At 57.8% G+C, this 26,953-nt stretch carries 22 protein-coding genes; 6 read left to right on the top strand and 16 right to left on the bottom strand.

The genetic code is table 11. From position 1 onward, the window contains the following. Nucleotides 1-113 precede the first annotated feature (113 nt). Nucleotides 114-968 carry a transcriptional regulator HexR gene (gene hexR, locus GTQ55_RS00255; RefSeq protein WP_161856898.1) on the top strand — a complete coding sequence of 285 codons (855 nt, stop codon included), beginning with the start codon at nt 114-116 and terminating at the stop codon, nt 966-968. Nucleotides 969-1,234: 266 nt separating this feature from the next. Then, nucleotides 1,235-2,482, top strand: coding sequence for a multidrug effflux MFS transporter (locus GTQ55_RS00250; protein WP_161856897.1), 1,248 nt, complete (start codon nt 1,235-1,237; stop codon nt 2,480-2,482). Nucleotides 2,483-2,499: 17 nt separating this feature from the next. Here GTQ55_RS00250 and gstA read toward each other — a convergent pair whose 3' ends face one another. The 5 genes from gstA to GTQ55_RS00225 all read right to left on the bottom strand — a co-directional run bounded on the left by gstA (nt 2,500) and on the right by GTQ55_RS00225 (nt 6,690). Further along, a complete protein-coding gene (gene gstA / locus GTQ55_RS00245) occupies nt 2,500-3,099 on the bottom strand; it encodes a glutathione transferase GstA (RefSeq protein ID WP_161856896.1) in 600 nt (199 codons plus the stop codon). Nucleotides 3,100-3,135: 36 nt separating this feature from the next. Beyond that, nucleotides 3,136-4,107 carry a glutathione S-transferase family protein gene (locus GTQ55_RS00240; RefSeq protein ID WP_161856895.1) on the bottom strand — a complete coding sequence of 324 codons (972 nt, stop codon included), beginning with the start codon at nt 4,105-4,107 and terminating at the stop codon, nt 3,136-3,138. A gap of 27 nt (nt 4,108-4,134) precedes the next feature. Next, on the bottom strand, nt 4,135-4,539 hold the full coding sequence (locus GTQ55_RS00235; RefSeq protein ID WP_161856894.1) for a DoxX family protein: 405 nt from the start codon (nt 4,537-4,539) through the stop codon (nt 4,135-4,137). A 195-nt stretch (nt 4,540-4,734) separates the two neighbouring features. Then, nucleotides 4,735-5,730 carry a Gfo/Idh/MocA family protein gene (locus GTQ55_RS00230; RefSeq protein WP_161856893.1) on the bottom strand — a complete coding sequence of 332 codons (996 nt, stop codon included), beginning with the start codon at nt 5,728-5,730 and terminating at the stop codon, nt 4,735-4,737. A 72-nt stretch (nt 5,731-5,802) separates the two neighbouring features. Next, nucleotides 5,803-6,690 (bottom strand): LysR family transcriptional regulator, encoded by an 888-nt coding sequence (locus tag GTQ55_RS00225; protein WP_161856892.1) that lies wholly within the window; start codon nt 6,688-6,690, stop codon nt 5,803-5,805. Nucleotides 6,691-6,828: 138 nt separating this feature from the next. Here GTQ55_RS00225 and GTQ55_RS00220 point away from each other — a divergent pair, with 138 nt between their 5' ends. The 3 genes from GTQ55_RS00220 (at nt 6,829) to GTQ55_RS00210 (ending at nt 11,060) form a co-directional block, all read left to right on the top strand. Next, the gene (locus GTQ55_RS00220) at nt 6,829-7,740 is read left to right on the top strand and encodes a pirin family protein (protein WP_161856891.1); all 912 of its coding nucleotides are present in this window, start codon (nt 6,829-6,831) and stop codon (nt 7,738-7,740) included. 63 nt (nt 7,741-7,803) lie between these two features. Continuing rightward, on the top strand, nt 7,804-9,117 hold the full coding sequence (locus tag GTQ55_RS00215) for a cation:proton antiporter (RefSeq protein WP_161856890.1): 1,314 nt from the start codon (nt 7,804-7,806) through the stop codon (nt 9,115-9,117). 47 nt (nt 9,118-9,164) lie between these two features. Next, nucleotides 9,165-11,060 carry a monovalent cation:proton antiporter-2 (CPA2) family protein gene (locus GTQ55_RS00210; RefSeq protein WP_161856889.1) on the top strand — a complete coding sequence of 632 codons (1,896 nt, stop codon included), beginning with the start codon at nt 9,165-9,167 and terminating at the stop codon, nt 11,058-11,060. Between the two features lie 37 nt (nt 11,061-11,097). On the opposite strand, the gene GTQ55_RS00205 is transcribed toward GTQ55_RS00210, so the two are convergent. From GTQ55_RS00205 to GTQ55_RS00165, 9 genes are all read right to left on the bottom strand, one after another. Next, a complete protein-coding gene (locus tag GTQ55_RS00205) occupies nt 11,098-12,696 on the bottom strand; it encodes a tetratricopeptide repeat-containing sulfotransferase family protein (RefSeq protein ID WP_161856888.1) in 1,599 nt (532 codons plus the stop codon). 122 nt (nt 12,697-12,818) lie between these two features. Then, nucleotides 12,819-15,068, bottom strand: a complete 2,250-nt coding sequence (locus GTQ55_RS00200) for a TonB-dependent receptor (RefSeq protein ID WP_161856887.1) — start codon at nt 15,066-15,068, stop codon at nt 12,819-12,821. Between the two features lie 623 nt (nt 15,069-15,691). Beyond that, nucleotides 15,692-16,231: a lipocalin family protein gene (locus tag GTQ55_RS00195; protein ID WP_161856886.1), complete on the bottom strand. Its 540-nt coding sequence runs from the start codon at nt 16,229-16,231 to the stop codon at nt 15,692-15,694. 13 nt (nt 16,232-16,244) lie between these two features. After that, complete coding sequence (locus GTQ55_RS00190) at nt 16,245-16,484, bottom strand: VF530 family protein (protein ID WP_161856885.1); 240 nt, start codon at nt 16,482-16,484, stop codon at nt 16,245-16,247. Between the two features lie 100 nt (nt 16,485-16,584). Further along, nucleotides 16,585-16,701, bottom strand: coding sequence for a DUF2474 family protein (locus GTQ55_RS00185; RefSeq protein ID WP_161856884.1), 117 nt, complete (start codon nt 16,699-16,701; stop codon nt 16,585-16,587). Then, on the bottom strand, nt 16,701-17,705 hold the full coding sequence (gene cydB, locus GTQ55_RS00180) for a cytochrome d ubiquinol oxidase subunit II (RefSeq protein ID WP_161856883.1): 1,005 nt from the start codon (nt 17,703-17,705) through the stop codon (nt 16,701-16,703). Before cydB ends, GTQ55_RS00185 begins: the two co-directional genes overlap by 1 nt. After that, on the bottom strand, nt 17,692-19,122 hold the full coding sequence (locus GTQ55_RS00175) for a cytochrome ubiquinol oxidase subunit I (RefSeq protein ID WP_161856882.1): 1,431 nt from the start codon (nt 19,120-19,122) through the stop codon (nt 17,692-17,694). Before GTQ55_RS00175 ends, cydB begins: the two co-directional genes overlap by 14 nt. 150 nt (nt 19,123-19,272) lie before the next feature. Continuing rightward, nucleotides 19,273-22,242, bottom strand: coding sequence for a hypothetical protein (locus GTQ55_RS17740; RefSeq protein WP_237567753.1), 2,970 nt, complete (start codon nt 22,240-22,242; stop codon nt 19,273-19,275). 539 nt (nt 22,243-22,781) lie between these two features. Further along, nucleotides 22,782-23,342 (bottom strand): cysteine hydrolase family protein, encoded by a 561-nt coding sequence (locus GTQ55_RS00165; RefSeq protein WP_161856881.1) that lies wholly within the window; start codon nt 23,340-23,342, stop codon nt 22,782-22,784. Between the two features lie 104 nt (nt 23,343-23,446). Here GTQ55_RS00165 and GTQ55_RS00160 point away from each other — a divergent pair, with 104 nt between their 5' ends. Further along, the gene (locus tag GTQ55_RS00160; RefSeq protein ID WP_161856880.1) at nt 23,447-24,121 is read left to right on the top strand and encodes a hypothetical protein; all 675 of its coding nucleotides are present in this window, start codon (nt 23,447-23,449) and stop codon (nt 24,119-24,121) included. An 89-nt stretch (nt 24,122-24,210) separates the two neighbouring features. On the opposite strand, the gene GTQ55_RS00155 is transcribed toward GTQ55_RS00160, so the two are convergent. Continuing rightward, the gene (locus GTQ55_RS00155) at nt 24,211-25,077 is read right to left on the bottom strand and encodes an alpha/beta hydrolase (protein ID WP_202620649.1); all 867 of its coding nucleotides are present in this window, start codon (nt 25,075-25,077) and stop codon (nt 24,211-24,213) included. Between the two features lie 43 nt (nt 25,078-25,120). Continuing rightward, nucleotides 25,121-26,950: a glutamine--fructose-6-phosphate transaminase (isomerizing) gene (gene glmS, locus GTQ55_RS00150; protein WP_161856879.1), complete on the bottom strand. Its 1,830-nt coding sequence runs from the start codon at nt 26,948-26,950 to the stop codon at nt 25,121-25,123. Between the last annotated feature and the right edge of the window lie 3 nt (nt 26,951-26,953).

Raw genomic sequence — 26,953 nt, 5'->3', positions numbered from 1 at the left:
CCCGCATAGGCCCACCGGTGCCGCCACTGCCAAGGTCCCGAAAATAACCCAAGGCTCGCCAGCACCCCGCCATGCCGCTAAACTGCACAACTTGAACCATAGAAGGTAGTGTCGTGAAGCCAGCGGAAGTCACGCAGCGGATCAGCGAGCAGCTGAGTGCCATGCGAAAATCGGAGCGCAAGGTCGCCGAATATATCCTCGCCAACCCCGGCGAAATCATTCATATGCGGATCGTGGATCTCGCCACCGAAGCCCAGGTGAGCGAGCCTACCGTGGTGCGTTTCTGTCGCGCCGTGGGCTGCTCCGGCTTCCAGGAATTCAAGCTCAACCTCGCGCAGCAGCTGGCCTCCAGCCCCAGCTTCGGCCAGATCGCAGTCACCGAAACCGACACCATCGCCGAGTACAAGCGCAAGGTCTTCGACTCTACCGTCGATACCCTGCTCAACGTGCGCGACAAGATCGACGGACGCGCGCTGGAGGCCGCCGTGGCCGCCATCGCGGCATCCAAGCGGGTGGAATTCTTCGGCTTCGGTGCCTCCGGCGCCGTCGCCGCCGACGCCCAGCACAAGTTCTTTCGCCTGCAGATGGCCACCGCGGCCCACTCGGACCACCATATGCAGAGCATGTCCGCCATGAGCATGCAGCCCGGGGATGTGGTGGTCGCCATCTCCCAGAGCGGCCGCACCTCATCGCTGCTGCGCTCCATGGAAATGGCCAAACAGCAGGGTGCCACCGTGATCGGCCTCGGCCCCAGCGGTTCTCCCATGACCCGCCAGGCCAGCATCCCCCTGGAAGTGGACGTGGAAGAAGACATCGAACTCTACACCCCGCTTTCTTCCCGTATCGCCCACCTGGTGGTGATTGATGTGCTCGCCATCGGCGTCGCCCAGCGCAAGGGGCCCCAGCTGCAGGAACACCTGCTCAAGCTGAAGAAGGGCCTGTACAACCTGCGCGAAGAGAAGCATTAAACCGGAGCCTAAACGCACCGCAGAAGGGGCCGGAGGACGGTAGCGTCCCTGAAATACAGGGTATCGCCCTCCCGCTGGCCAAGCCTGTGATCGGTCACGGGCGTCTATTAGCCCCCGCCCGATAGGCCACTGACCGCTTTTATCTCCGCTTTCATGGAAACTACCGACTTGGCCCGTTACCATGCCGCGGCCCACCGGTGAATGGCGATGCTGTAACGGGCCGACACCGGATTTTTTCCAGTCCTGACCGCTGTATTCGAGCTGATATGCCCCCGAACTTCTTCGACGCCAACGGCAAGCCGCCGCGCTGGCTCGCTCCCTGTCTCGCTGCGCTGGTAGCGCTGACACCCTTTGCCATTGATACCTACCTGCCGGCCATTCCGGCCATGGCTGCGGCGCTCGGTGTCGACGTGGCACAGGTGCAGCACTCGGTGTCCAGCTACCTGCTCGGCTTTGCGGTAGGGCAGATCTTCGGTGGCCCGCTATCGGATCGCTGGGGTCGAATCCTCGTCGGCACCATCGGCCTCAGTATCTTCATCCTCAGCACCGCCCTGATCCTGCTCGTCAATAACGTAGAGCTGCTGGTGGCACTGCGATTCTTCCAGGCTGTGGGTGGCGGCTTTGCCACGGTGATCTGCGGGGCCATCGTGCGCGACCTGTACCACGGCCGCGAGGCGGCACGGATCATGTCGATGATCGCCACCATGATGCTGATCGCGCCGATGGTGGCACCGGTGATCGGCTCGACCCTGCTGACCTTCGGCGACTGGCACGCGATCTTTATCTTCCTGCTGGTGTACGGCGTGCTGATGATGGTACTGGTGCGCGGTATTCTGCCGGAGACCGTTTCCCGGTTTCGCCGTGCACGGCGCCAGCGCCAGTCCCGCCGCAGCATGATTGGCGGCTACGCACAGATCTTCCGCTGCCGGAGGGCGCTGGGCTTCCTGTTCGGGCAGGCGTTCGTGAGCGGCTGCATGTTTATCTACATCACCACGGCGCCGTTCGTGTTCATGGAGCATTTCGGTGTCAGCTCGCACAACTTCCCGATTCTGTTCGGTAGCTGTGTGCTGGGGCTGGTGGTTCTGGTGCAGCTGAATATTCGCCTGCTGAAGGTGTTCGAACCGCGACAGATCCTGGTGGCGGGCGTCGGCCTGCAAGTGGTGTCCTGTGCTTTGTTACTGACAAGCACGCTCTACTTCGGCGACCAGCAGCCGCTGCTCGCGTGGATGATTCCGCTGGTGATGGCGATGGGTGCCATCGGCATCATCACCCCCAACTCGGCGGCCTGCTATCTGGAGTTTTTTCCCAATATCAGCGGTACTGCGAATGCGCTGTTTGGGGCGTCGTTGTTTATTTTCGGCGGGGTGCTCGGCGGCGCGGTGAATGCGGTGCATACCGGCACCCTGGTGCCGATTGCAGTGGGCATGCTGTGCTGCTCGGCCGCCGCGCTGTGCCTGGTGCTGTTTGTAGCCAGGGCGCGGCAGCCGATCGGTATCGAGGAAAGGGTCAAATAAGGCGACAGGCCCCGCGCTCAGATCAGGCCTTCGTCCTTCATTGCCTTCTGCACCCCCTCGCGTTGGGACATGCGCTCGGCAAACGCCTTGAGTTTGGGCCAGCTGCCGGTATCCACGCCCACCTTGTCGCACCAGCTGTACACCGTGAACAGGTAGGCATCGGCGATACAGAAGTCATCGCCCATCAGGTAGTCACTGTTGAGATTGTCCTCCACGTACTGGAAGCGCTCGGCAAGCTTTTCCCTGGCGTCGGCCTTTTCTTCATCGCGGCCGTCCCAGAACAGCGGCACGAACGCCTTGTGTACCTCGGTGGAAATGTAATTCAGCCACTCCAGCACCCGGTAGTGAGCCAGCGAGCCGTATTCCGGCGCCAGGTTTTTCTCGGGCTTCTGCTCCGCCAGGAACTGGATAATGGCGGGCCCCTCGGTCAGCAACTCCCCGCCTTCCAGCTGCAGTGCCGGCACATAGCCCTTCGGGTTGATTTCGGTGTAATCGCCGCCGCTTTCGGTCTTCTTGTCCTTCAGGTTGACCTTGCACAACTCCAGCTCAATGCCGGCCTCGCAGGCAACAATATGCGGGGACAGGGAACAGGCACCGGGGGCATAAAACAGCTTCATGGGTATCTCCTTGCCTGAGCCGGGTATCCGGCTCGATCATCCGCGGCCGTGAGGCGCGCTATAGTCCAGCTCCGGTCCCACCGGCACTATGCCCGTGGGATTGATATTGCGATGGCTGGCGTAGTAGTGGGTCTTGATATGATGAAAATCCACGGTCTCGGCCACACCCGGCCACTGATACAGCTCGCGCACATAACCCCACAGGTTGGGGTAATCCGCCAGCCGCTGCTTGTTGCACTTGAAGTGGCCGTGATACACGGCGTCGAACCGGATGAGTGTAGTGAACAACCGCCAGTCGGCCTCAGTAATACGCTCACCGGTGAGATAACGGTTGTCGCCCAACCTGTGCTCCAGCTGCTCGAGGACCTCGAACAACCGGTGGTAGGCGGCCTCATAGGCATCCTTGCTGGTGGCAAATCCCGCGCGATACACACCGTTGTTCACATTTTCGTAGACCAGCTGGTTGCTGGCATCGATATCCCCGCGCAAATCCTGTGGATAAAAATCCTGATCGTCACCGGTCAGTTCGTTGAACGCCGAGTTGAACATGCGGATGATCTCCGCTGACTCGTTGCTGACGATGCACTCGCGCTGCTTATCCCACAGCACCGGCACGGTTACCCGCCCGGAGTAGTCCCTGCGGTGGCGGGTGTAGATCTGATGCATGAATTCGCTGCCATGGAGCGCATCACCACTGCTGCCCTCGTCTTGATTGAAGGTCCAGCCGTTTTCCATCATGTACGGGCTGACCACCGACACCGTGATCAGGTCCTCGAGACCCTTGAGCTTGCGGAAGATCAATGTGCGGTGTGCCCAGGGGCAGGCGAGGGAGACGTAGAGGTGATAGCGGTCCTGCTCCGCGGCAAAGCCACCCTCACCACTGGGGCCGGCACTGCCGTCAGCGGTGATCCAGTTGCGCAACTGTGCCGCCTCGCGCTCGAATTCACCGCCGCTTTTGTCAGTATCGTACCAGCGGTCTTTCCACTCGCCGTTAACCAGCAATCCCATTCGTAATTCTCCTTGCTTGCGTGAGCGTCAGCGTTTTTTGACCCGCGCCATGGCGTAGTCGAAGCTGAATTTACCGGCACCGGCGCAGGCCAGAATCAGAAACCCGCCGGCGATGGTGACGTTTTTCATGAACATGATCTGCTGGGTCTGGTCACCGGGAATATTGTGGAACAGCCAGGCACTGATCAGGCAGAAGGCGGCAAATGCCAGCGCCACCCAGCGGGTAAAAAACCCGAACAGGATCGCCAGGCCACCGCCCAGCTCCAGCAGAATCACCAGCGGTAACAGCAAACCGGGCACGCCAACCGCCGCCATGTATTCCTGGGTGCCGGCGTAGCCGCCGATCTTGCTGTAACCGGCAACGATAAACATCACCGACATAAGAATGCGCGCCACCAGTTTGGTGAAATCACACAGAACACCATTGTGCATGGTTAAGCCCTCTCATCTCACGGCCAAAAGGGGAAGTGTATGGAGTGACAACGTTGTTCAGTGTATTTCTGATTTTCGGGACTAAAAGCGCATATTTTCGCTGAAAATGGTCGATTTTTTCGATTTGAAGACAGACGGAGGAGGGAAAGCGGCCGGCCTGGGGCGACCCGGTGGCCGGGCGGCGCCCCGGCGCGATCAGGTCGGCCGGCGGAATCCGGCAAGGATCTGGTCCATAACAAGTGAGGCCCTCGCCGCCTTGTCACCCGGGGCGGGGTGGAGCGCCTCACCATTGAGGTGCTTGACCATGTTTTCGATGTGGAAGTACTGGATGTTCTCGGGGTTGCCGATTTCAGCGACTTCCGACCCCGCGGCGCTTTCCAGCACAAAAGGTTCGTCGGAAAAAACGGAAAAGCGGATGTTTCCCGCGCTGCCGGTGATCACGACCTGGTCCACTCTTTCGCTGGCACCAAAATTCCAGAATCCGGACCCCGTGGCACCACTTTCAAAAACCCAGCACGCCGATACCGCATCTTCGGCGTCATACAGATTCTGCTGGTTTACCGCGATGCCCTTGGCCTCGCGAATATCACCGGCCAGAAACATAAACAGATCCAGCCCGTGGCAGGCCAGATCCACAAAGTGACCACCGCCAGATACCACCGGATCGGTGTGCCAGTCATAGTCCGGCGACAGGTCTGCTGGAGAGGGCGAGCGACAATAGCTCCAGTTTATGTGCCGAACGGCACCGATCTTCCCCGACTCAAGCCACTCTTTCACTTTCCGGAAACGCGGTAATGACCGGCGATAATACGCTACAAAGAGTTGCGCCTGTTTGCCGGCAAATGCCGCGTTGATCTCGCAGCACTCCTCAAAATTGAGAGCCATCGGTTTTTCCAGACAGCAGTGTTTGTTAGCGCTCGCTACCTTCAGGGCGTACTCTTTGTGGCTGCCCGGCGGTGTGGCGACATAAATGGCGTCAATCTCAGGGTCGTTGATCAGTTCGTCGGCGCTTTCGTACACTTTCGGCACCGCGTGCCTCGCGGCGTAATCGCGCAGTTTTGCCTTGTCCCTGCGCATTACCGCAACCAGCTTCGACCCCGCAACCTTGTTGAAAGCGGGGCCACTCTTGACCTCGGTAACATTTCCGCAGCCGATTATTCCCCAGTTGATCTGGTCGGTAACTTGCTTCATTAACTTGCGATTCCTGCAGGTGGTGGGACTTGTCCGAAGGTACATGCCGGAAGGCATGTACCCAGTAGACATCTACTCGAATGGCGGCAGCCCTTCCCGCAGGGCGCGCAGTAGCAGACCGGCAGCCGGACCGGCGCGGTCCTGGTCGGCATAGACCAGATATACCGTCACATCCCGTTCCCACGGCTCCTCGGTACGCAGCGGCAGCAGCCGGTCGGCCGACAGGGAGTCGCGGATTCGTGTCTGTGGCAGCCAGGCGAAGCCCAGGCCGCGCTCAATCAGTTCCACCGAGGTGTGCACGTTGGTGACCGTTATGCGTTGATCCGAGCCCAGCCAGCCCGCGTCCTGGCGATTTTTGAGTGCAGAATCCCGCATTACGATCTGCCGGCTCGCTTTCAGGTCCTCCCGGTTAACCGGTCGGCCCAGATGGTGCAGGGGGTGATCCGGGTGCGCCACGGGTACAAATTTCACCCTTGAGACCGGTTCGCCGACAAACCCCTGGGGCACCCGCGCGGTCAGGATGAAATCCACCTCCTGTTGCAGCAGCAGTTCTTCGGCCCCGGACAGTACCGTTTCGCGAATTTCCAGGCGGGTATGGGGGTACTCCCCGGCGAAGCGCTCCACCGCGTTGAACAGCGCCTCGTAATCGAACAGTACATCCACCGCCAGCCGCAACCGTGCCTCGGTACCGGCGGCGAGACTCTCCGCCACGGATTCCAGTGCCTCCGCCTCATCCAGCAGGCCGCCGGCGCGGTTCAGCAGTACCCGCCCGGCGTCGGTGAGCTCCGCCTTGCGCCCGCGCACCTCCAGCAGGGAAACACCGAGGCTCTCCTGCAGCTTGTGTACCGCGTGATTGATGGAAGACTGGCTCTTGTGCACCGCTTCCGCAGCCTGGGAAAAGCCGCCGTGCTCCACCACTGCCTGAAACATACGCCACTGTTCCAGAGTTACCTTGGCCATGGACTTTCCTTTGTCTGACTTCGTTAGATGAATGGTTTAAAAAAGGATCTGTCGAGCTGTTCGAATATTAGCTGCGATTATTTGCCATTTTCTGGCGATTTTATCGGCCTATACTGCCGCAAATGGAGGAATAGAACCATGCAGAAATTCACACAGAATGATGTAACTGGCGCCGGTGTGCGCCCGGCAGCGCGGGTAGTGCCAGGCCACCCTTCCGCCGATGGCGCGGGGGTAAAGATTCACCGGGTCGCGGGCTTCCAGTCTCAGGAATTCAGCCCGTTCCTGATGATCGATGAAATACGCTCGGAAAACCCCGACGACTACATCGCCGGATTTCCCCCGCATCCCCACCGCGGTATCGAGACACTCACCTATATGCTGTCTGGCGAGTTCGAGCACCAGGATCACCTGGGTAATCGCGGTGCCATCGCAGAAGGCGGCGCCCAGTGGATGCGCGCCGGTCGCGGCATCATCCACTCGGAAATGCCATCCCAGGGGGATGTCGGTATGCACGGCTTCCAGCTGTGGATCAACATGGCGGCAAAGGACAAGATGAGCAAACCCGGCTGGCGCGACATCCAGCCGGATGAAGTGCGCGAGCTGACGCTGGATGATCGCGGCTCACTGATGCGCATGATCGCCGGTGAGTGGCAGGTGGGCGGCGAGCCCCATTGCGCACCACTGCTCGACGCGGCGGCGGAAGCCTCGGTCGCCGATGTACGCCTCGCGCCCGGCGCAGAAGTCATTCTTCCACTGCCCGCGGAGCACTCGGTGCTGGTGTATGTCTACCGCGGCGCTCTCGATACCGGTCGCGGCGTGGTCAATCGCGGCAATCTGGTGTTGTTTGGAAACGGTGAGTCGCTACAATTGCGCGCGCCGCAGGGAACACCAGAGGAGAGCGCGGGAAAACAACAGGACACGGGGCTGCTCGTATTGCACGGACTGCCGCTCAACGAGCCGGTGGTGCACTACGGTCCCTTCGTGATGAACACCCGCGAGCAAATCGAACAGACCCTGCGCGACTACAATAACGGCACGCTTACGGATTGAGCCGCGCGCGCCGGTTCTGCGCACCGGCGCGCCACACTGTCTCTCGAGGTATCCCCCAAGGGCATGGACGTCTATTACATTTTCTGTTTTCTCGCCGCCATCTCCGTGTTTCTGGGATTCCTCAACCAATACGTGCTGCGCACCCAGACCACCATCGCCATCACCGCCGGCTCCCTGGCACTGTCGCTGATCGTCACCGGCCTCGGCAAAATGGAGGTGGTGGAACTGCGCGACTGGGTCTCACAATTGTTACCGCTGATGAACCTGGAAGACCTGCTGCTGAAAGGCATGCTCGGCTTCCTGTTGTTCGCCGGCAGCCTGCACATCGACCTGTTGATGCTGCGCAACCAGAAACTTGAAATCACCGTGCTCGCCATCTTCGGCACCCTCATCTCGACCTTTGCCGTCGGCTATATGCTGTTCTGGTTCCTCGGTCTGATCGGCATGCCGGTGGCGCTGGTGTACTGCCTGCTGTTTGGCGCACTGATCTCTCCCACCGACCCGATTGCGGTACTTGCCATCATCAAGAGCCTGAAGGCACCGGAGCAGATTTCGATTCAGGTGGAAGGAGAGTCGCTGTTCAACGACGGTTTCGGCATGGTGGTATTCTCAGTGATCTACGCACTGGCGTTCGAGGGGACCGACCCGACGCTGCCAGCCATCAGCCACCTGTTTATGGCGGAAGCCCTCGGCGGCATCGCGCTGGGACTGGCGATTGGCGGTCTATTCCACTGGCTGATCTGCTCCACCAATGAGCACAGCCTGGAACTGCTGCTCACCCTGGTGATTCCCACCGCGGGATTTGCCACCGCAAACCTTCTCGGTGTATCCGGCGCACTGGCGATGGTCGTGTCCGGCATTATCATCGGCAACTTTACCCGTGAGCGCGGCTTTTCCCGGGTGAGTCAGCACGAGCTGGATAACTTCTGGACCATCACCGAAGAATTCATGAACGGCATCCTGTTCCTGCTGGTGGGCCTGTTCCTGGTCACCATCGATTTCCAGCCCATCGACTACGTCCTCATCGTAGCTGCCATCGTGATCGTGCTGCTGGGCCGCATGCTCGCCGTGGGTGTGCCTTTCATGTTCCTGAAGCGACGACGGGACTACCACCCTTATACCGAACGGATCCTGATCTGGGGTGGATTGCGCGGTGGCCTGGCGCTGGCGCTGGCGATGTCGATACCGGCGGGGTATGCAATCAGCGGCGGGGAAGAAGGTGGTAATCACGACCTGCGACACCTGTGGGTAGTGATGACCTACGGCGTGGTAGTCTTCTCCATTGTCATCCAGGGCTCAACCATCGCACCGCTGATCCGCCGCAGCCGCGCAGCCATCGACCCCGAGATTTCAGGGCCGAGCCCGCAACCTGATTGAGGCCGCCGATTTAGCGGCGCACTTTTCGAAATAGACAAGAACAGGCCATGCCGCACGACAACTTTCTACTTCAGACCGTCATCTTTCTCGCCGCCGCGGTATTTTCCGTACCAGTCGCCAAGCGCCTCGGCTTCGGCTCGGTACTCGGCTACCTCGTAGCCGGCGTTCTCATCGGCCCTCACACCTTTGGCCTGGTGGGGGATACCAGTGACGAACTGCACTTTGCCGAGTTCGGCGTGGCGCTGATGTTGTTCCTGATCGGGCTCGAGCTACAGCCGCGCAAGCTGTGGGCGCTGCGCGGATCGATCTTTGGTACCGGCGGTGCCCAGGTCGTACTCACCGCCGCGGCCATAAGCGTGATCGCCATTTACGGTTTTGGCAGCAGTATCCGTGCGGGCATCGCCATCGGCCTGATCCTCGCACTGTCCTCCACTGCCATCGTGCTGCAGTCGCTGTCGGAAAAAAACCTGCTCAACACCGAGGGCGGACGCAATGCGTTCAGCGTGCTGCTGTTCCAGGATATCGCGGTTATCCCGATCCTCGCGCTGCTGCCATTACTCGCCACGATGAAAGTTGCCGAGGACCCGCATGCCCTGCAGGGCTGGGCCTACGCACTGGCGGTGCTCGGCGCCGTTACTGCGCTGGTACTGGCGGGGCGCTACCTGCTTACGCCGCTGCTGCGTCTGGTCGTCGGTGCCCGCACCCGGGAACTGTTCACCGCCTGCTCGCTGCTGATCGTGCTGGGCTCCGCCGCGGTCATGAGCTGGCTCGAGCTGTCGCCGGCACTGGGCACGTTTATCGCCGGCGTGGTGCTGGCAGAAAGCGAGTTCCGCCACGAGCTGGAAGCGGATATCCAGCCATTCAAGGGCCTGTTGCTGGGACTGTTTTTCCTCGCGGTGGGAGCCAACCTGGACCTGGCGCTGGTGATGCAGAAGCCCTTATTGCTTGTTGCCCTGCTGGCTCTGCTAGTCTCTGTAAAGTTTGCCATTCTGTTTGCGCTGTCGCGCCTGCGCGGTATGGCAAAAGGGGAAGACTGGCTGTTTGCCCTGTCGCTGGCGCAGGCGGGGGAGTTCGGCTTTGTCCTGCTGGCCTACGCCAGCCAGAACCACGTACTGGCGAATGATGTGAGCAGTGTACTGATTGCGCTCATCGCGCTGTCGATGGCATTTACGCCCCTGCTGTTGATGGCCTATGAACAGCTCATTCAGCCGCGCTTCTTTGCCGGTCCGCGCCGGCCGGATCTGCCGGAGACGGATCCACACGACGACGGTTCCCCGGTGATCATCATCGGCTATGGCCGCTACGGGCAGATTGCCGGCCGCCTACTCAATGCCAGCGGTTTTGACACTACTCTGCTGGAACACAATGCCGAGCAGCTGGAGCTGGTGCGCCGCTATGGTATCAAGGCTTACTACGGCGATGCCTCGCGCGAGGACTTGCTACATGCCGCCGGCGCAGGGAATGCAAAAATTGTGATCCTTACCCTGAGCGACCAGGCGGCATCACTGGAGATTGTCAGCCGTATCCAGAAACACTTCCCGCACCTCACGATTCTGGCGCGCGCGCGCAACCGCATGCACCAGTACGCGCTGATGGAAGCGGGAGTGGAGTACATCTACCGGGAAACCGTCGACAGCGCACTCGAGATCGGTGCCGGCGCACTGCAGTTGCTGGGCCTCTCCAAACACCAGGCCCAGCGCGCCGCGCGCAAGTTCAAGCAGCACGACCAGCGCATGCTGGAGTCCCTGTTTCCGTACTGGCGCAATGAATCCCAACACGTCGCCAAGACCAAAATCTACCGCGAGCAACTGCTGCAGGCACTGCGGGAAGATCGGCGCGACCCCGACTTACACCTGGACCATCACTGGGAAGACCGGCAAAAGGGCCCGGGTGACGAGCGCGATAAAAACACCGAGGGCCGCAAAGTCAGACCCGGGCTTTAAGCCTTGGCGGCAGAGCGGGCTCTCACTGACAAGCTGTTCAGCCAGGCGGCAGGATGCCCGCGCTTTCCAGCACGGTGCGGTAGGGCTGCAGCTGTGCTGCAAACTTCTGCCAGCGGCCGCTCGAGCGCTGGTGAATGGGCTCGCGGACCTGGGAAGCACTGGCGGTGGCAGCCACAGTCTGGGTCTGATAAAACTTCAGGCAGGCGCTTTCAAACGGCAGCTCCAGCCAGTCCAGTAATGCGCGGGTCGCACCCTGCGGATCGGCTACCAGCGTCTCGTAATTGACCGTGTATATGCGATCGCCCAGCAAATCCTGCCAATCCTGCATCAATTTTTGGTACTCCACATAGTAAGAGCCCAATTCCTCCAGGTCATACGACCAGGGATAGGCATCTGCGAACAGTTGCTTGTAGATGGCAAAGCCGGCATCCATCGGGTCACGGGTGACATGCACGAAGCGCGCGCGGGGCAGGGCACGGGCGATTAGCGACAGGTAAAGGAAATTACCAGGCAGCTTGTCGGTGAAGAAGCGCCGATCATTTCGCAGGTGGGCAATGTTCTTTTGATATAGCTGCCCGAGTGCAACGGGCGGCTTCTTTGCGCTCGCGCGTATGCTATCGGGACTGTGCAGTGCTACATCGCGATTGCCCGAATGATGCTTAACGGCCAATGGCCACTGCAGCAGCTCCCCCAAGGCCTGCACCTGTGAATGGCACCCCAGGATCTGTTCCACCAGAGTGCTGCCCGAACGCGGTAAGCCCACGATAAATATCGGGACTTCTTCATTTTTACTCTCCGTCCCGGCGTTTTTGCCGCTTTCCCTATACCACTGAGCCCCGAGATACTCTCGCACTGCGGCAAATACCTCCTGCTCCTGCTCATTGCTGTAGTGCAGTCGCTGCCGCTGCGCGGTCGCACCGGATTGGTAGTGCTCCCAAGCTGCCGACCAATCAGCCAGATCCTCACACAGCTTTCCGGCGGCATAGTGCAGGTAAGGCAGCGCCTGTGGTGTGCCTGCCTGGGTGAGAGAAAGTAGCGCATTGAGCTGCGCCTGTATCGCCGCGCGCTCTTCTGAGCGGTGACATTTCGCAAGCAGCCAATGGCTACGATAGTGATCCGGTGCCAGTTGCAGCCCTCGCTTCAGCGCGGTGGCCGCCTCCGCGCTGTCGCCGAGAAAAATCTGTACGGCAGCCATATTGGCAAGAATACCGACATTTTTCGGCGCCAGCTTGTGTGCTTGCTGGTACAGCAAGAGCGCCTTCTGCTGCCGCCCGATCCGGCTATAGAGTGTGGCGAGCGTATCCAGCAAAACCGGATTTCCGGAAATTTTTTCCACACACTGTGCGGCCTCGGACTCCGCCGCCGCAAACTGGCCATTGGCCGCAAGTATTCGTGCGAGATATACCCGGGCCTCAGCGAAGGAGGCATCCTCGCGCAAAGCCGTTTTAAAGGCACGGACTGCAATCTCGGGTTTACCACCCTCGAGGGCGGCAAGTCCCAGCAGCGTATGCGCCTCGGCCTGTTGAGGATCAGATTTAAGCACCGTAATACATCGCGAGGTAACACTGCGCCAGTCGCCCTCGGCGACAGACCGACGAGCGAAATCAAGCAGTTGGCGGATGGAGTGTTCGGACATAGCAGACCATGCGAGACAGGGAAAAAGGGAACGGATTGAGCGAATTTTTCGTGAATGAGCCAGAGACCAGAAAAAAGGCGGGGCTGGCCCCGCCAAAAGATAGTCTCAAAAAGAGGGAATGCTCAGAACTCGTAGGCGAGATTCATCCCGATAGTACGCGGCTGGCCCACGTAGTAAAACTGACCGCGCTCACCGTAGCGCTTTTCACTGCGAACGCCGTTGTAGTACTGCTCGTTGGTGACATTGTCGGCAAATAACGATGCGCGCCACTGGTCCAGACGGTAGTCCGCCGACAGATTGAACAGGTGGTAGTCCTCAAGGGTTTCGTTATCGAAGTTGTCACCGAGGCTGTTGAGGCGGGTGTCGACCTGATCCTTGTAGTACATGTTACCGCGCAGGGTCAGCTCGCCGGTGGGGACTGCCACGTTGTAGTCCAGCGCCAGGTTGTACTGCAGGTTGGGTACGCCGGGGAAGCTGTCGCCGTCAAAGCCGCCGATCTCAGGGGCATCACCATCCAGCGCGTGATCGTAGTAGGTCACCCAGCCGTTCAGCATCAGGTTATCCGTGAGTGCCGCCTGCGCCGACAGTTCGAGACCGCTGATCTGGCCCTGGCTGGCGTTCTTGGTGATGTTGATCGCCGCTTCCTGGGACTTGGTGGGCACCTGCAGGTCACTCCAGTCAATCAGGAACACGGCGCCGTTGAGAATAACGTTGCCGCCAAGCGCGGTGTGCCAACCCAATTCGTAATTAACGGCTGCATCGGAGCTGAACGTCTGCTCGCTGTCCAGCAGCTGCGGGCCCGCATTGGTGCCACCGCGGCGGAAGCCCTCGGCAACGGTGGCGTAGAACATCACGTCGTCGGTGAAGTTGTAGGCGGCGTTGAACTTGAACACCGTGTCGTCGATCTCGCCGTCGCCATCGCGGCAGTCCGCCTCGGGGCCGGTGTAGAACGGCAGCATGGTGCAGTCGTAGGCGAAGGATTCTTCCTGCTGGAAGTAGCGGGCGCCGACGGTGAACTGCAGCCGATCGTTGGCGTGGAAGGTGGCTTCGCCATACACCGCCTGCTCCTTGAACGTGCTGTCGGCGTAGCGCCAGTACTCGAGGTCGCCGTAGCCAGTCTGGCCCCAACCCCACTCACTGTCGACGAAATCACCAAAACCCGGTGTATATTCGCGCGCATCCAGCAGGGTGTCGGTCTCCTCGTAATACACACCGGCGATCCAGTCGAGCCAATCAGGAGAATTCTCGTCAGTCGACAGGACGCGGGTCTCGTGCACCAGGGACTCGGACTGGTTGTCGTCCACGGTGTAGGCGGAGAACTGCGGGAAGTCACAGTAGCCACTCCAGATGTCCACGCACAACAGGTCGGTCTGGTCTCGATTGCCAATGCCTTCATATTCCGCGACCGAAGTGGTGGAGAAAATTTCAATGGCATCGCTGTTATAGCCAAGTTCCAGATTCAGCAGCGTGTCTTTGTTTTCGCGCACTTCCTCGTAACGCAGTGCAGAGGTGAAATCATCACCGGTGAATCCAGGGTTCACCGCCTGGCGACCACCAGCAGTGGAATCCTGCAGATAATAGTTGGCTTGAGCGAAGAAGGTGTCGTTAGGCTCCCAGCGCAGGGCAACCCGTGCAGAGGTGGTCTCCTCCGTATTGGCATCCTTAATCTGGCGCTCGTCATTGGAAACGCCCGGCTCTACCAGCACGTTGTTGTAATCGACAAATCCCGCATCATCGACCCGGGTACCGGAGACACGCAGTGCCAGGGTATCTGAGAGTGGCAGGTTCAAGACACCACTCACTTCACTAGAGAAGCCGTCGCTCTCGCTATTCTTGTATACCTCGGTGCGTACAGAGCCCTCGGTGACTTCGGTGGTCGGCTTATTGAGGATGTAACGCAGGGTGCCTGCCATGGCGCCGCGACCGTACAGGGTGCCCTGGGGGCCACGCAACACTTCGACGCGCTCGATATCCACCAGCTTGAAATCGATCAACAGCGGGGTGTCATTGACGTAGCGGGAGATAATGTCCTTACCACCCTGGTTTTCTGACGCTTCCAATCCCCCCACATTCATGCCGCGCAGGGTGACCAGGCCGGTGCTGCGCGCACCGGCGTCAATCATCTGCATGCCCGGAATGAACTGGGACATCTTGCTCAGGTCATCGGCACCAATATCGTTGATGAATTCACCGGTTACGGCGGTGATATTGTACGGAATATCCTGGACACTCTCCGCGCGGCGGCTGGCGGTGACCACCAGCTCTTCAATCACCGCATTTTCTTTTTCGTCGTTTTGAGCAAATACGGCGGCCGGCGCACAGTTGGCCAGGGCGATGGCCAGTACCAGCCGTTTTTTGTTGGACGTCTTCATAGCTTAACCCTCGGGTATGTCGTTGTTTTTGTAGGTCTTTGGTTTTACAGGACTGAGTTTTCCCCACAGCAACGCAAAGCCGCAATAACGCAGCCGATGACGGTGTCGGGTAGAGAAAACTGGAAAGAATTCAGGCAGGGAAGCGCTGCCCGCTACCAGGTCTGGTAGCGGTCAACTAATTGTCGAACCACTCGCTGAGGTGAAAATCGCTGGCGCGGGTGCAGAGTGGGTCGCCGATAATGCTTTGGTTATACAACATAAAGCCGTTTATCTTTGAATTACAGTTCGCTTATACCGAACCGCCCCTGACGATACAAGATGTAAAGCAATACCGGGATATTTTGGTAAAGTTATTGGCTGAAAATGGCGGAATGTCAGCTTATTCTGTTTTCCCACCGAACCCCATCCGCCCACAGGCGACCGGCTGGTTCACCTGTTGCTTTCGCACATGGCCCAGCAGTTTTTCAAGTCAGATTTCGGCTCATGGGGTTCGTCGGTGACTACCCTTTTGAGAGGGCGAAGGTGCGGAGCCTTTGTTCACCGCCGATGTTCACCGCCGAGCCCTCGGCGATTATCCCCTGGATGGTGGTTCCGGCAGCGCGATCGTTCACCGTGAACTGGTTTTATCCTTTCGGTTGCTGCGCCACAAATATCAATGCGCCGGTGTCGAACCCGAGCTGCGCGGCCCGTTTCAGGAAGCGATGTTTCACCTGATCGGACACGGTGGGTGTGCGCGACAACAACCACAGATAGGAGCGATCCGGGCCGGACACCATGGAATAGCCATAATCGTCTGCGAGTTCGAAGATGATGTAAGAACTGTAAAAAGGCCCAAAAAAGGACACCTTCAGGTGTCCGATATTTGGCGCGCCGACAAAATAAGCCTTGCCCTCGGCGTCCTGCCACTCACCCTTTTTCGCATCAAGGCCCCGGTTGAGCACCTTGACCCCACCGTCGTCCAGCAAAGTGTATTCCGCCGTCACCCGACTCAGGCCGCGCTCGAAGGGGTGGTCCAGGCGTGCGATTTCATACCACTTGCCCAGGTAGCGCTGTAATTCGAAATCGTCGATCGGCTCCACGCCCTCCGGAATACCGGTACAGGCAGAAAGAATACCCAAGAGCAGGATCAGCAGGGCTTTATGAATTCGGTTGGCTACAGTCATCACTACCACAGTTTCAGGTCTTCCACGGGTTGTCACTACGAAAGGTCGCAACATATAAGGCCTCGACCTTCTCCCGGGCCCAGGGTGTTCTGCGCAGAAATTTGAGACTGGATTTCACCGAGGGATCGTTCCTGAAACAGTTGACCGGCACCCGCTCGGCGAGCCCGTCCCAACCGTAGTGTTCCTCCAGTTCCACCACAATGGTCTCCAGCTTGACGCCGTGCAGTGGATTGTTGGGTTGCTCATGATGCATCGCGATGACTCACTACCTTTGATGTCACTATATCTGTCCTTTAATCAGTAAGCATCACGCCAGGTGGCCGCGCAACAAAAATTGAGGCCATGCCGCGTGGCTAGCCGTTCAGCCACCATTTCAACACCAGAGAAACCAGGCCGAGCGCAGCAACGCTCATCATCCAGATCGCAACCATCCAGCCAAGGCGCTTCCACGCCGACACCTCTATTTTCATCAGTGATAGCCCTCGGTGCCGACCTTGCCGCGGAACACCCAGTAGGCCCAGCCGGTGTAGCCCAGAATAACCGGGATAATAAATACCGCTCCTACCAGTAGGAACAACTGACTATCCCGCGGGGCCGCCGCCTCCCAGAGTGAGATCGACGGCGGAACCATGTTGGGATAGATGCTGATGCAAAGCCCGATAAACCCCAACAGGAATAGCGCCAGCGCCATCAAGAATGGCAGCAGCTCATGGCCCCTTTTCAGGCTCCAGAAAAAAAAGCCGGTGCAGATGGCAACCATTAGCGGGACCTGGGCGGTCCACAGAACCTGGGGCATTTCAAACCAACGGTGCCAGTAGTCAGTGTATAAAAATGGCGTGGCGGCACTCACCGCAACCAACGCGAGCACCGTGGCGATACCTAACCAGTACGCCAGGCGATGCGCATGGCGCTGGCAACCGCCCTCGGTCTTGCGAATCAACCAGGTGGCGCCCAGCAGCGCATAGCCGATGACCACCGCAATGCCGGTGAGAATGCTGAACGGGCTCAACCAGTCCAGCCAGCCACCGGCATAGGCGTTGTTCTCCACTTCGATGCCCTGCAATATCGCGCCAATGGTGATGCCCTGGGCGAGGGCGGCCACGGTGGATCCTACGGTAATCACCAGATCCCACAGCGGCTGATGCGCCGGGTCCCGCCAGCGGAATTCGAATGCTGCGCCGCGGAATACCAGGCCCAGCAGCATCGCAATCATCAGCGGGTAGGTCGCCGGTAGAATGATGGAATAGGCGAGGGGGAATACCGCCAGCAGGCCGCCACCGCCCATGACCAGCCAGGTCTCATTACCATCCCAGAAAGGGGCAATGGAGTTAATCGCCTGGTCGCGCTCCTTGCCCGGTTCCAGCACCGGAGAAAGGATACCCACGCCCAGGTCGAAGCCGTCCATGACCACATAGGCGAAGATTGCAAAACAGATGATGGCGGCCCACGCCAGTGACAGATCAATGCTTCCCATGTGTGTCTCCCTCTTTCGACCAGGCCGCCTCAATGCTGGAGGCGGGGGTAATACCTGCCGCGTGGAGGGGCACATTGGGTGGCTCGGTCTCCCCGCGATGTGGCGGTTGCGCCATCATGCGCAGTAGATAGTAAACACCCATACCGAACACAGCGGAGTAGACCACAATAAATGCGATCAGCGAGGTCGCCACGGCGGGCGCATCCAGCGGCGAGGCGGATTCTGCGGTTCTCAGCAATCCATAGACCGTGTACGGCTGGCGGCCGACCTCGGTGGTAATCCAGCCAGCGATCACCGCAACAAAGCCGGCGGGTCCCATCAGCACCGCGGCGCGGTGCAGCGGTCGCGACTCGAACAACCGCTGGCGACGTCGCGCGATCAGGCTCCACACACCCAATGCCAGCATGGCAAAGCCGATTGCCACCATGATGCGGAAGGACCAGAACACCACCGCTACCGGCGGCCACTCCTCACGGGGGTAATCGGTGAGCCCGGGTAGCGGCGCATTCGGGTCGTGCTTCAGCACCAGTGACCCCAACTTGGGGATGGCGACCTTGTAGTGGACTTTCGCCGCCTCGTCATCCGGCAGGCCGAAGAGGATCAGCTCTGCACCATCGGGGCTGGGATCATAGTCACCCTCCATCGCCAACACCTTGACCGGCTGGTGTTCCAGGGTATTCAGCCCATGCAGGTCGCCGGCAATGATCTGCACGGGAGTTACAATCACCGCCATCCACATGGCCATGGAGAACATCTTGCGTGCGCCGACGTTGTTGCGGTCCCTGAGCAGATGCCAGGCACCGACCCCGCCCACCGCAAAGGCGGTGGTCAGATAGGCCGCGGTGACCGTGTGCACCAGGCGATACGGGAAGCTGGGATTAAAAATTACATCCCACCAGGAGCTTCCGACAATAAACTGCCCCTGTGCGTTGATCTCGTGGCCCGCCGGGGTCTGCATCCACGAGTTCACCGACAGAATCCAGAAGGCGGAAACAAAGGTACCCAGCGCCACCATACAGGTGGCAAAAAAATGCAGGCGCTTGCCCACCTTGCTGATACCGAACAGCATCACGCCGAGGAAGCCCGCCTCGAGAAAGAATGCGGTAATCACCTCATAGCCCATAAGCGGCCCGACAATCGGCCCCGCCTTGGTGGAAAATGCCGACCAGTTGGTGCCGAACTGATAGGACAGCACCACGCCGGAAACCACGCCCATGCCGAAACCCACGGCAAAGATCTTGAGCCAGTAGCGGTAGAGGTTGGCGTAAATACCACGACCGGTTTTCAGCCACAAACCCTCGAGCACCATCAGATAACTGGCAAGTCCGATGGAGAACGCGGGGAAGACAAAATGGAACGACACAGTAAAGGCAAACTGCACTCGCGCCAGAAACACGGCATCTAGCTGTTCTAACAAGGTATCCCGACCTCTAATAGGAGTTTTGTAACTGTCCTACTACAAAGTAGTCGTCGGGCGGAAGCTGTCGAGGGGCATGAGATCATGCTTGTTCGATAAAAGAAAAAGCCGGTGGGGTTTCCACCGGCTTTGCGTTAAAACAAACCGTTTTTAACCTGAAGTTCTCCGGCGCCATAAGCCGCCGAGCGCCAGCAGGCAGAGCAGCCAGACGCCTGCACTGCCACCACTTGAGCCACCGGAGCTGCTGCCACCCGGATCAACCGGCGTTTGGCCATCGCCATCGCCATCGCCATCGCCATCGCCATCGCCATCGCCATCGCCATCGCCATCGCCATCGCCATCGCCGTCAGAAGTATCTTCCTCGAGCGTAAAGACGTAGCTGGTTTCTTCCGAAGACAGCATGGGGTTGCCGTCATCGGTAACCACAATGCTCACGGTGTATTCACCCGGTGACATCGATTGCGGGTCGAAAGTAAAGCTTGCCTGATTCCCCGGAGTTACCGGCAGCTCGCTCGTATACCACTGGTAGCTGTGACTATCGCCGCCGTTTACGTCTGTGACTTCTGCGCTGAGCGTGATTTCGCCCGCGCCAACGTCGAACACGCTAGCGGTCTCACCAGCCTGGGTGGCACTGACACTCACCTCCGGTGCCACGTTATTGTCGGTAATCATCAATTGGTGGCGCTGGTGCGCTTCGTCAATGGACATCGGAAACAACTCGTCACTACCGGCACCGGCAGAGGCCAGTTCGAGGATGAAGCGCTCGTCTGGTTCGGCCAGGTTATCCGCGGCGATGGGAAGCAACACAGCGGCATCATCCAGCACATCGGCGGAGTCTATGGTGACGGTCAGTGCGTTCAGGTCCACTCCGTTCTCACCGTCGGTGACAAAATCCGCGGCCGTGGCATCACTGTCTGGCACATTCCAGTGAACCAGTACCGTGACCGGAAATTCCGGTGAGGGACCCGACAGACTGACGCCAACCGAATGCACGCGGTCTTCACCGGTAACAGACTCTGCACGGGTAAAGCGCACCAACGGGTAGACATTGACTCGTTGTGCCATGGGCTCGGAGCGGTTGCCTGCGTCGTCTACCGCAATCCACTGCAAGGTAAGGGCACCGCTGGGCAGTGACACCTGCTGCTCTTCATTACGTACCAGTACAACGCCATCCAGCTCTACCGCAAAATCCAGCTCGTCATCGAAATTATCGATTGCCTGGGCGTGCATCACATCCAGGGTGACGAGGGTAGATTCACCGGTGGCGGCAACGCTGATCGGCTGCGGTACCTGCACCATTTCCGGGGCGTCCTCGTCAATCGTGCGGTCGGGATCCGTCGGGTAGGGGTCCTCGTTGTTGGCTACGCCATCGTTGTCGGTATCGTTGGGATAAGTGTCCAGGGTCAGGCCAGAGTTGGACTGGCAGGCGCTATCGCAGGTGTCCAGCCATTCGTCCGGGAGGCCATCGGCATCCGCGTCCACCGCAGCGGCACTGTTGTTAACAAATGCATCTTCATCGTTCACCACACTGTCGTTGTCGGTGTCGTCAAGAGACGGGTCCAGTGTCAGGTCCGAGGCAGACTGGCAGGCGCTATCGCAGGCATCGAGCCAGGCATCGGGGAGACCATCGCCATCGGCATCTACGGCCGCCGCCGCGTTGTCGACGAACGCATCACTGTCATTCACCACACCATCGTTGTCGGTATCGTTCAGGGAAGTATCCAGCGTGAGGCCCGAGCCGGCCTGGCACGCACTGTCACAGTTGGCAAGCCAGGCATCCGGTAAACCGTCGTTATCGGAATCCGTTGCGGCAGCAGGGTTTTTTGGAAAGGCATCTACGTCGTTGGCGACACCATCATTGTCGTTATCGCTATCCAATGTCAGGCCCGATGAAGACTGGCAAGCGCTATCGCAATCGCTGTTCCACTGGTCGGGCTGGCCATCGAGATCGGTATCAATCGCAGCAGCAACGTTATCGGGAAACTGATCCAGCACTAAACCACTGCTTATACGTAAATAGCCCTCACTAGCGATTTTCCAGGCATCGGGAGCACCATCACCATCACTATCGACGCTAGCGGCATATGCTGAGGGGAAAGCATCGTATTCACCCGTTATACCATCGCCATCCTCATCGCGGTACACGCGACCCTGTAAACGCAATCCTGGCAATTCACTATCGGTGCCAAAATCCCAGTAAGGGTTACCCTGAGCATCGGTATGGCTCGACCATCCTTCAAAGAGGGTGTATCGTGCACAGGTAGTGTTGTCGGCGCTGGTAGGACATTGAAGTTCAGCCAGAGTAGACAGGGTACCTCCGTAACTTCCAAGCTTTCTCGAGGTATCCATGGCCCAATAGCTTGCGATGACTTCGCCTTCATCGCCATCGACTCCGTAGCCAACCAAGCCTCCGATTTGGCTGCTCTGCACGTACGCCGTAGACATGCTTGCGATGACGTCGGCACCCAATTGGTACCCAACCAAGCCGCCAATGTGGTATTCCCCTACCGATCTGACTATTCCCGTGACATAACTGGCGACAATCGGAGAACCAAACCCGGTACCCACCAAACCACCGACTTCACTCCCCTGGGCATCAATAATCCCGCTGACAAAGGTCGCGGTAATTTGACTTTCCTGTGCCCAGCCTACCAAAGCACCCACAGCACCATCACCCTCAATTTTCATTAGAGGTCCGGATAAACCAAGCTCTTTAAGGACAGCGTTTTCCGTATAACCAAACAGCCCCTGGAAAGACTCTTCGGGGCGTGCAGTCATCAAGTTAAGGATAAGGTGGCCGTTTCCATGAAATACGCCACTGAATCCAAAATCCGGGCGGATGCCAATCGGTTCCCAACCCTCACCTTCGTTCCAGTAGGCATCACTGCTATTCAGTTCACCATCCCCATTGGTATCGAAATCCAGGCTGGTGGTGAGCTCAAAGCCAATGCAGCCATCGGCCGGACAGCCGGCACTGCTTCCATAAAGGCTTGAGCCATCCAGATTGTTGCGGATTTCATTCAGATCTGACCAGTCGTCAATCTCGATCAGACCGTCGTCGTCCAGGTCGTAATCCGCGCGGCCGTCGGCCGCCCACGAATACTGAGCTGAAATAATCAAAACAAGAAATAAGAATAAAGCGCGCGGCATAGCACTCTCCGTGTAGATGACGCTAGGGCCTCCGGCCCGATAATGGATGGTGTTTTTGCTATGCTCAGTTTTGAGCAATAAAAACAGCCGGCGACCTTAACAGATATGTGCGCTATGCAGAAAGTTACGCGTTTATAAAAAGCGAAGTTATATTATTTTATTGGCGTATAATTCATCCATGTGAATTTCACGCTTAATTTCTCGATAAAAATTACAGAAATTTACATATTAACTTGTACAGATGTACCTATTTTTTCAGGTGTTTTTTAATCAGTAGCTTTAGAATATATCGATATTATTTTTATCGTGATCAGTGTATTTGAAAAAAGATAGACGTAAATGGAACCTGCGTTCCAGAATTATTTACGATAAGCACTGCCTGCGTATTTTATTCTGTTTTTTAGCAGTTCATTGTCGGGGAAGCGGCAATAGCCGATATACCCACATTCACCGCTAGCAGCGGGGTAGATTACGAAGGGGTCGTATACAGAGTACTTATCGTTAGCACCTTAGCTGACACTACTCAGCAGTTTATCTGCACTACAGACTCGACAATATTCACCATCTAGATTGCTGAGAAAGATCCAGTGAACATCTTCTGCGGCCACATATTTTCCATCGAGTCGGTTGAGAGGAAACGCCGCAGTGGCCTCTGCAGGCACATATACATCGTAACCGAGTCCCGCGGCCACCCTTACCGTTGCGTCAACCGAATTATTAGTAAGCACACCGCATATCACGACTTCGGTAACACCCTGATCCACTAGCCAGTTGTCCAGCTCCGTACCGATAAAGGCACAATTCTCTGATTTGGTGAATACCTTTTCCCGCTGCTCCGGTATCGCATCCGCTTTGAATTCAAAATACGGAGAACCCGGGTGATATGGAGACTCAGTGAACTTGGATGCATGCCGCACGTGAGCAATAGGCAAATCTGCGTCACGCCACTGCCCAAGAATTTTTGCGATCACTTTTTCTGCATCGGGATTGTTGCGATAGCCGCTGTCGAAATGATCGATGGCCTGCTGGACATCGATAATGACCAGCGCTGGGCGACTGCTGCTGAACATGGCTCACACCTGTACTTGGTTTCATATAGTATGAAATACTTGCAATTAATTCGGCAACAAAACAACCTGTCAAAAAAACATAATTTGAAATAATAAGGATATTTATGCAAAAAATTATTGCCGCCATCCTCTGCCTTTCACTCGCTTCCTGTGCCAGTATCCGCCCCGAGAACGCTACCAACTATGAAAGTCAGTTGCAGTATCCGGATGAAACCGGAAATTTTGTGATGATCAACAAGAAGGTATTCGACGAGCCCATGTTGGGCATCCTGCTCGAATACACCAACAAGCAGTACACTCGCGACAACATCGATGTTTATGTATACCCCATCGCCAGTTTTGACTGGAGCGATGCGGAGGAAACGCTGAACGGGGAAATGCAGAGGGTTCTCGCCGAGATTGATCAGGCCATCGAATACGGGCACTACCAGAATCGAGGTCCAGAAGTCACAGAACCTTATGCTTTCTCTCAGGGCGGCAAGCAGTTTTCCGGGCTTAAATCCTCGTTTGAGCTTACCGACAAAAATGGCATCAAGTATTACTCCAATGCCTATGTTTTTCTCGACAAAGATAAGTATCTGAAATTCAGAACCAGTTTTAACAGTATTGATACCGTACCCTGGAATGGCGATGAAGCAGTCAACGAGCTGCTGCCGGCGATCGAGGTTCCCGGTGAATCAGAATATATGGCGGGATTACGTGCGGAGCATAAAAAGCGGTTTACGCAACACATTATGAAACTACTCCTTCAGGCTGCCCAGGAAAACCCTGAAGAGTAAAACAGTCATCCATAAAAAAGCCCACCTCAAGTTTGGTGGGCTTTTTTTATTCAGTGGGAGGAGAAACTAACGGACGGATACTTGGCCTTCTATTGCTCTGACTGGCGCTCGAAAAAATCCAACATATCTCTTTCAACTGGCGCTTTAAAGTCCAGTATCCAGCTCAGGGATCCGATGATATCAATGTGATCAACGCCCTCGTAAATATGCGCTTCGACCACGCCACCAGACTTTTCGATCTTATCTCTCAAACGATTGAGATTGCGCAGTATGACTTGTTTATCGTCGGCGCCATGCAGCAAAAGCATAGGCGGCTGTTGTCCGTTTATAAAGGTAGGCACCTGCATATTTGGATAGTTTTTCGGTGGACCAAAGAGGTCTTTCAGATCTTCCGCTTGCGGAATAAAATCGTAAGGCCCAGCGAGACCGGCAAAGCCGGTAATGATGGACAGCGGTTTGCCTTCGGTTTCCAAATATTTTGGGTTGGCAGAAATCAACGCCCCCATGTGTGCGCCCGACGAATGCCCGGATATGAAGAAGCGCCTGGTGTCTCCGCCATATTCAGGAATATTTCTGTGTGTCCAGGCGACCGCCTTTGCACCATCTTCAATGAAGGCGGGAAACTTGACTGCTGGATACTTGGAATACTCCGGCAGTACTACCACATAGCCAGCATCCGCGAATGTTTTAGCGACAAATGCATACTGCTCTTTATTTCCAAAGGTCCAACGCCCGCCATAGAAAAAGACGAGCACCGGAGCCGGCTCGTTTGTTTTCTCCGGCCTGTAGATGTCCAGCTTTTGCCAGGCCTCCGGACCATAACTAATATCCCGGGAAACTTCGGGGCCAGCAAACTTCACAGGCAGATTTGCCAGAAAAAACGCGCCAGAGGAACACGCTGACAAAAACAGCACTGCAGCAGTAGCCATCAATGCCAAATACAGTCTGCGTAACACCAATTCCCTCCTTACAGACAATGAAGTCTGTTAGAAAACTGACTTATTCGACAGTCACCGACTTCGCCAGATTCCGCGGTTGGTCCACATCGGTGCCCTTCAACAGTGCGACGTGATAGCTCAGCAACTGCAATGGTACCGTGTACAGAATCGGCTGCAGGCTTTCCGGCGCATCCGGCACTTCGACCACGGTCAAGCCAGACTCGCTCTTGAACCCGGCCTCGGGACTCGCAAACACAAACAGCTCGCCACCGCGCGCACGCACTTCCTGCAGGTTGGATTTCAGTTTTTCCAGCAATTCATTATTCGGGGCGACGACGATCACCGGCATATCCGCATCCACCAGTGCCAGTGGACCGTGCTTGAGTTCGCCGGCGGGGTAGGCTTCGGCGTGGATGTAGGAAATTTCCTTGAGCTTGAGCGCGCCCTCCAGCGCGATCGGGTATTCCACTCCGCGGCCTAGAAAGAGCGCGTGGTGTTTTTCCGCGAAGGCCTCCGAGGTGGCTTTTACCAGTGCATCCAAACCGGTGAACTTGTTCATCAGCTCTGGCAGTTGGTGCAGGGCCGCGACCAGTTCCGCTTCACGCTCGGCACTCATGCCATTGGCCTTGGCCAACGCGATGCAGAACAGTTGCAGGGCAACCAGCTGAGTGGTGAACGCTTTGGTGGAGGCGACACCGATTTCGGGGCCAGCCTCGGTCATCAGCTGCAGTTCGGACTCGCGCACCAGCGAGCTGTTGGGCACGTTGCAGATCGTCATGGAAGCGAGGTAGCCGAGCTCCTTGGCCTGGCGCAGCGCGGCCAGGGTATCGGCGGTCTCGCCGGACTGGGAGATGGTGACGAACAATGTACCCGCGCGCACCGCGGTCTTGCGGTAGCGGATTTCGCTGGCGACCTCAACGGAGCAGGGCACACCGGCCCAGTCTTCGATCCAGTAGCGGGCGACCAGACCGGCGTGATAGCTGGTGCCGCAGGCGACGATCTGCACCTGCTTTACCTGCGGCAGGATTTCATTGGCGGCGGTGCCGAGGGCCTGGGACAGTACCGAGTGTTCGCCGATGCGCCCGGCCATGGTGGCTTCGACCACTTTCGGTTGCTCGAAGATTTCCTTCTGCATGTAGTGGCGGTAGCGGCCCTTGTCGGCGGCATCGTGACCACCCTGCAGTTTGTTGACCGGGCGGCTTACCTCTTCACCAGCCTTGTCCCAGATGGCGATGCCGTCGCGGGTGACCTCGGCGATGTCACCTTCCTCCAGGAAGATAAAGCGGTCGGTGACCTGTTGCAGGGCCATGGGATCGGACGCGATAAAGTTTTCTTCAATGCCGACGCCAATCACCAGCGGGCTGCCGAGGCGCGCACATACCAGGCGCTCGGGCTCGGTAGAGCAGACTACGCCGAGGGCGTAGGCACCTTCAAGCTTCTGGGTGGCAGCGGAGACGGCCTGCAACAGGTCGCGGTTGTCCTTGGCGAGGTCGTGGATCAGGTGCACGACCACTTCGGTGTCGGTTTCGGACTGGAATTCGTAGCCTTTGCCGATCAGCTCTTCGCGCAGTTCTTGGTAGTTTTCGATGATGCCGTTGTGTACCAGAGCGAAATTGCCGGAAGCATGCGGGTGGGAGTTTTTGTCCGAGGGTACACCGTGCGTGGCCCAGCGGGTGTGGGCGATACCCAGTTGGCCGGCGGTGGGGTTGTCATCGAGGGCGCTTTCCAGATCGGCGACTTTGCCCTGGGTTTTGCGCAGCTGCAGCTTGCCGTCGCCGTTGACGAGGCAGACACCGGCGGAATCATAGCCGCGGTATTCCAGTCGGCGCAGGCCTTCCAGCAGGATTCCGGTTACATTTCTTTGGCCCAGGGCACCTACGATTCCACACATTTT

The sequence above is a fragment of the Microbulbifer hydrolyticus genome (genome assembly GCF_009931115.1).
GTDB lineage: Bacteria > Pseudomonadota > Gammaproteobacteria > Pseudomonadales > Cellvibrionaceae > Microbulbifer > Microbulbifer hydrolyticus.
Note: the sequence above shows the minus strand (reverse complement) of the source record. Positions and strands in the feature narration are given on the sequence as shown.

What these genes read in the sequence shown, in the direction of transcription:
- GTQ55_RS00250 (WP_161856897.1), top strand. Translation starts at nt 1,235, where the DNA reads ATGCCCCCGAACTTCTTCGACGCCAACGGCAAGCCGCCGCGCTGGCTC.
- gstA (WP_161856896.1), bottom strand. Translation starts at nt 3,099, where the DNA reads ATGAAGCTGTTTTATGCCCCCGGTGCCTGTTCCCTGTCCCCGCATATT.
- GTQ55_RS00240 (WP_161856895.1), bottom strand. Translation starts at nt 4,107, where the DNA reads ATGGGATTGCTGGTTAACGGCGAGTGGAAAGACCGCTGGTACGATACT.
- GTQ55_RS00235 (WP_161856894.1), bottom strand. Translation starts at nt 4,539, where the DNA reads ATGCACAATGGTGTTCTGTGTGATTTCACCAAACTGGTGGCGCGCATT.
- GTQ55_RS00230 (WP_161856893.1), bottom strand. Translation starts at nt 5,730, where the DNA reads ATGAAGCAAGTTACCGACCAGATCAACTGGGGAATAATCGGCTGCGGA.
- GTQ55_RS00225 (WP_161856892.1), bottom strand. Translation starts at nt 6,690, where the DNA reads ATGGCCAAGGTAACTCTGGAACAGTGGCGTATGTTTCAGGCAGTGGTG.
- GTQ55_RS00220 (WP_161856891.1), top strand. Translation starts at nt 6,829, where the DNA reads ATGCAGAAATTCACACAGAATGATGTAACTGGCGCCGGTGTGCGCCCG.
- GTQ55_RS00215 (WP_161856890.1), top strand. Translation starts at nt 7,804, where the DNA reads ATGGACGTCTATTACATTTTCTGTTTTCTCGCCGCCATCTCCGTGTTT.
- GTQ55_RS00210 (WP_161856889.1), top strand. Translation starts at nt 9,165, where the DNA reads ATGCCGCACGACAACTTTCTACTTCAGACCGTCATCTTTCTCGCCGCC.
- GTQ55_RS00205 (WP_161856888.1), bottom strand. Translation starts at nt 12,696, where the DNA reads ATGTCCGAACACTCCATCCGCCAACTGCTTGATTTCGCTCGTCGGTCT.
- GTQ55_RS00200 (WP_161856887.1), bottom strand. Translation starts at nt 15,068, where the DNA reads ATGAAGACGTCCAACAAAAAACGGCTGGTACTGGCCATCGCCCTGGCC.
- GTQ55_RS00195 (WP_161856886.1), bottom strand. Translation starts at nt 16,231, where the DNA reads ATGACTGTAGCCAACCGAATTCATAAAGCCCTGCTGATCCTGCTCTTG.
- GTQ55_RS00190 (WP_161856885.1), bottom strand. Translation starts at nt 16,484, where the DNA reads ATGCATCATGAGCAACCCAACAATCCACTGCACGGCGTCAAGCTGGAG.
- GTQ55_RS00185 (WP_161856884.1), bottom strand. Translation starts at nt 16,701, where the DNA reads ATGAAAATAGAGGTGTCGGCGTGGAAGCGCCTTGGCTGGATGGTTGCG.
- cydB (WP_161856883.1), bottom strand. Translation starts at nt 17,705, where the DNA reads ATGGGAAGCATTGATCTGTCACTGGCGTGGGCCGCCATCATCTGTTTT.
- GTQ55_RS00165 (WP_161856881.1), bottom strand. Translation starts at nt 23,342, where the DNA reads ATGTTCAGCAGCAGTCGCCCAGCGCTGGTCATTATCGATGTCCAGCAG.
- GTQ55_RS00160 (WP_161856880.1), top strand. Translation starts at nt 23,447, where the DNA reads ATGCAAAAAATTATTGCCGCCATCCTCTGCCTTTCACTCGCTTCCTGT.
- glmS (WP_161856879.1), bottom strand. Translation starts at nt 26,950, where the DNA reads ATGTGTGGAATCGTAGGTGCCCTGGGCCAAAGAAATGTAACCGGAATC.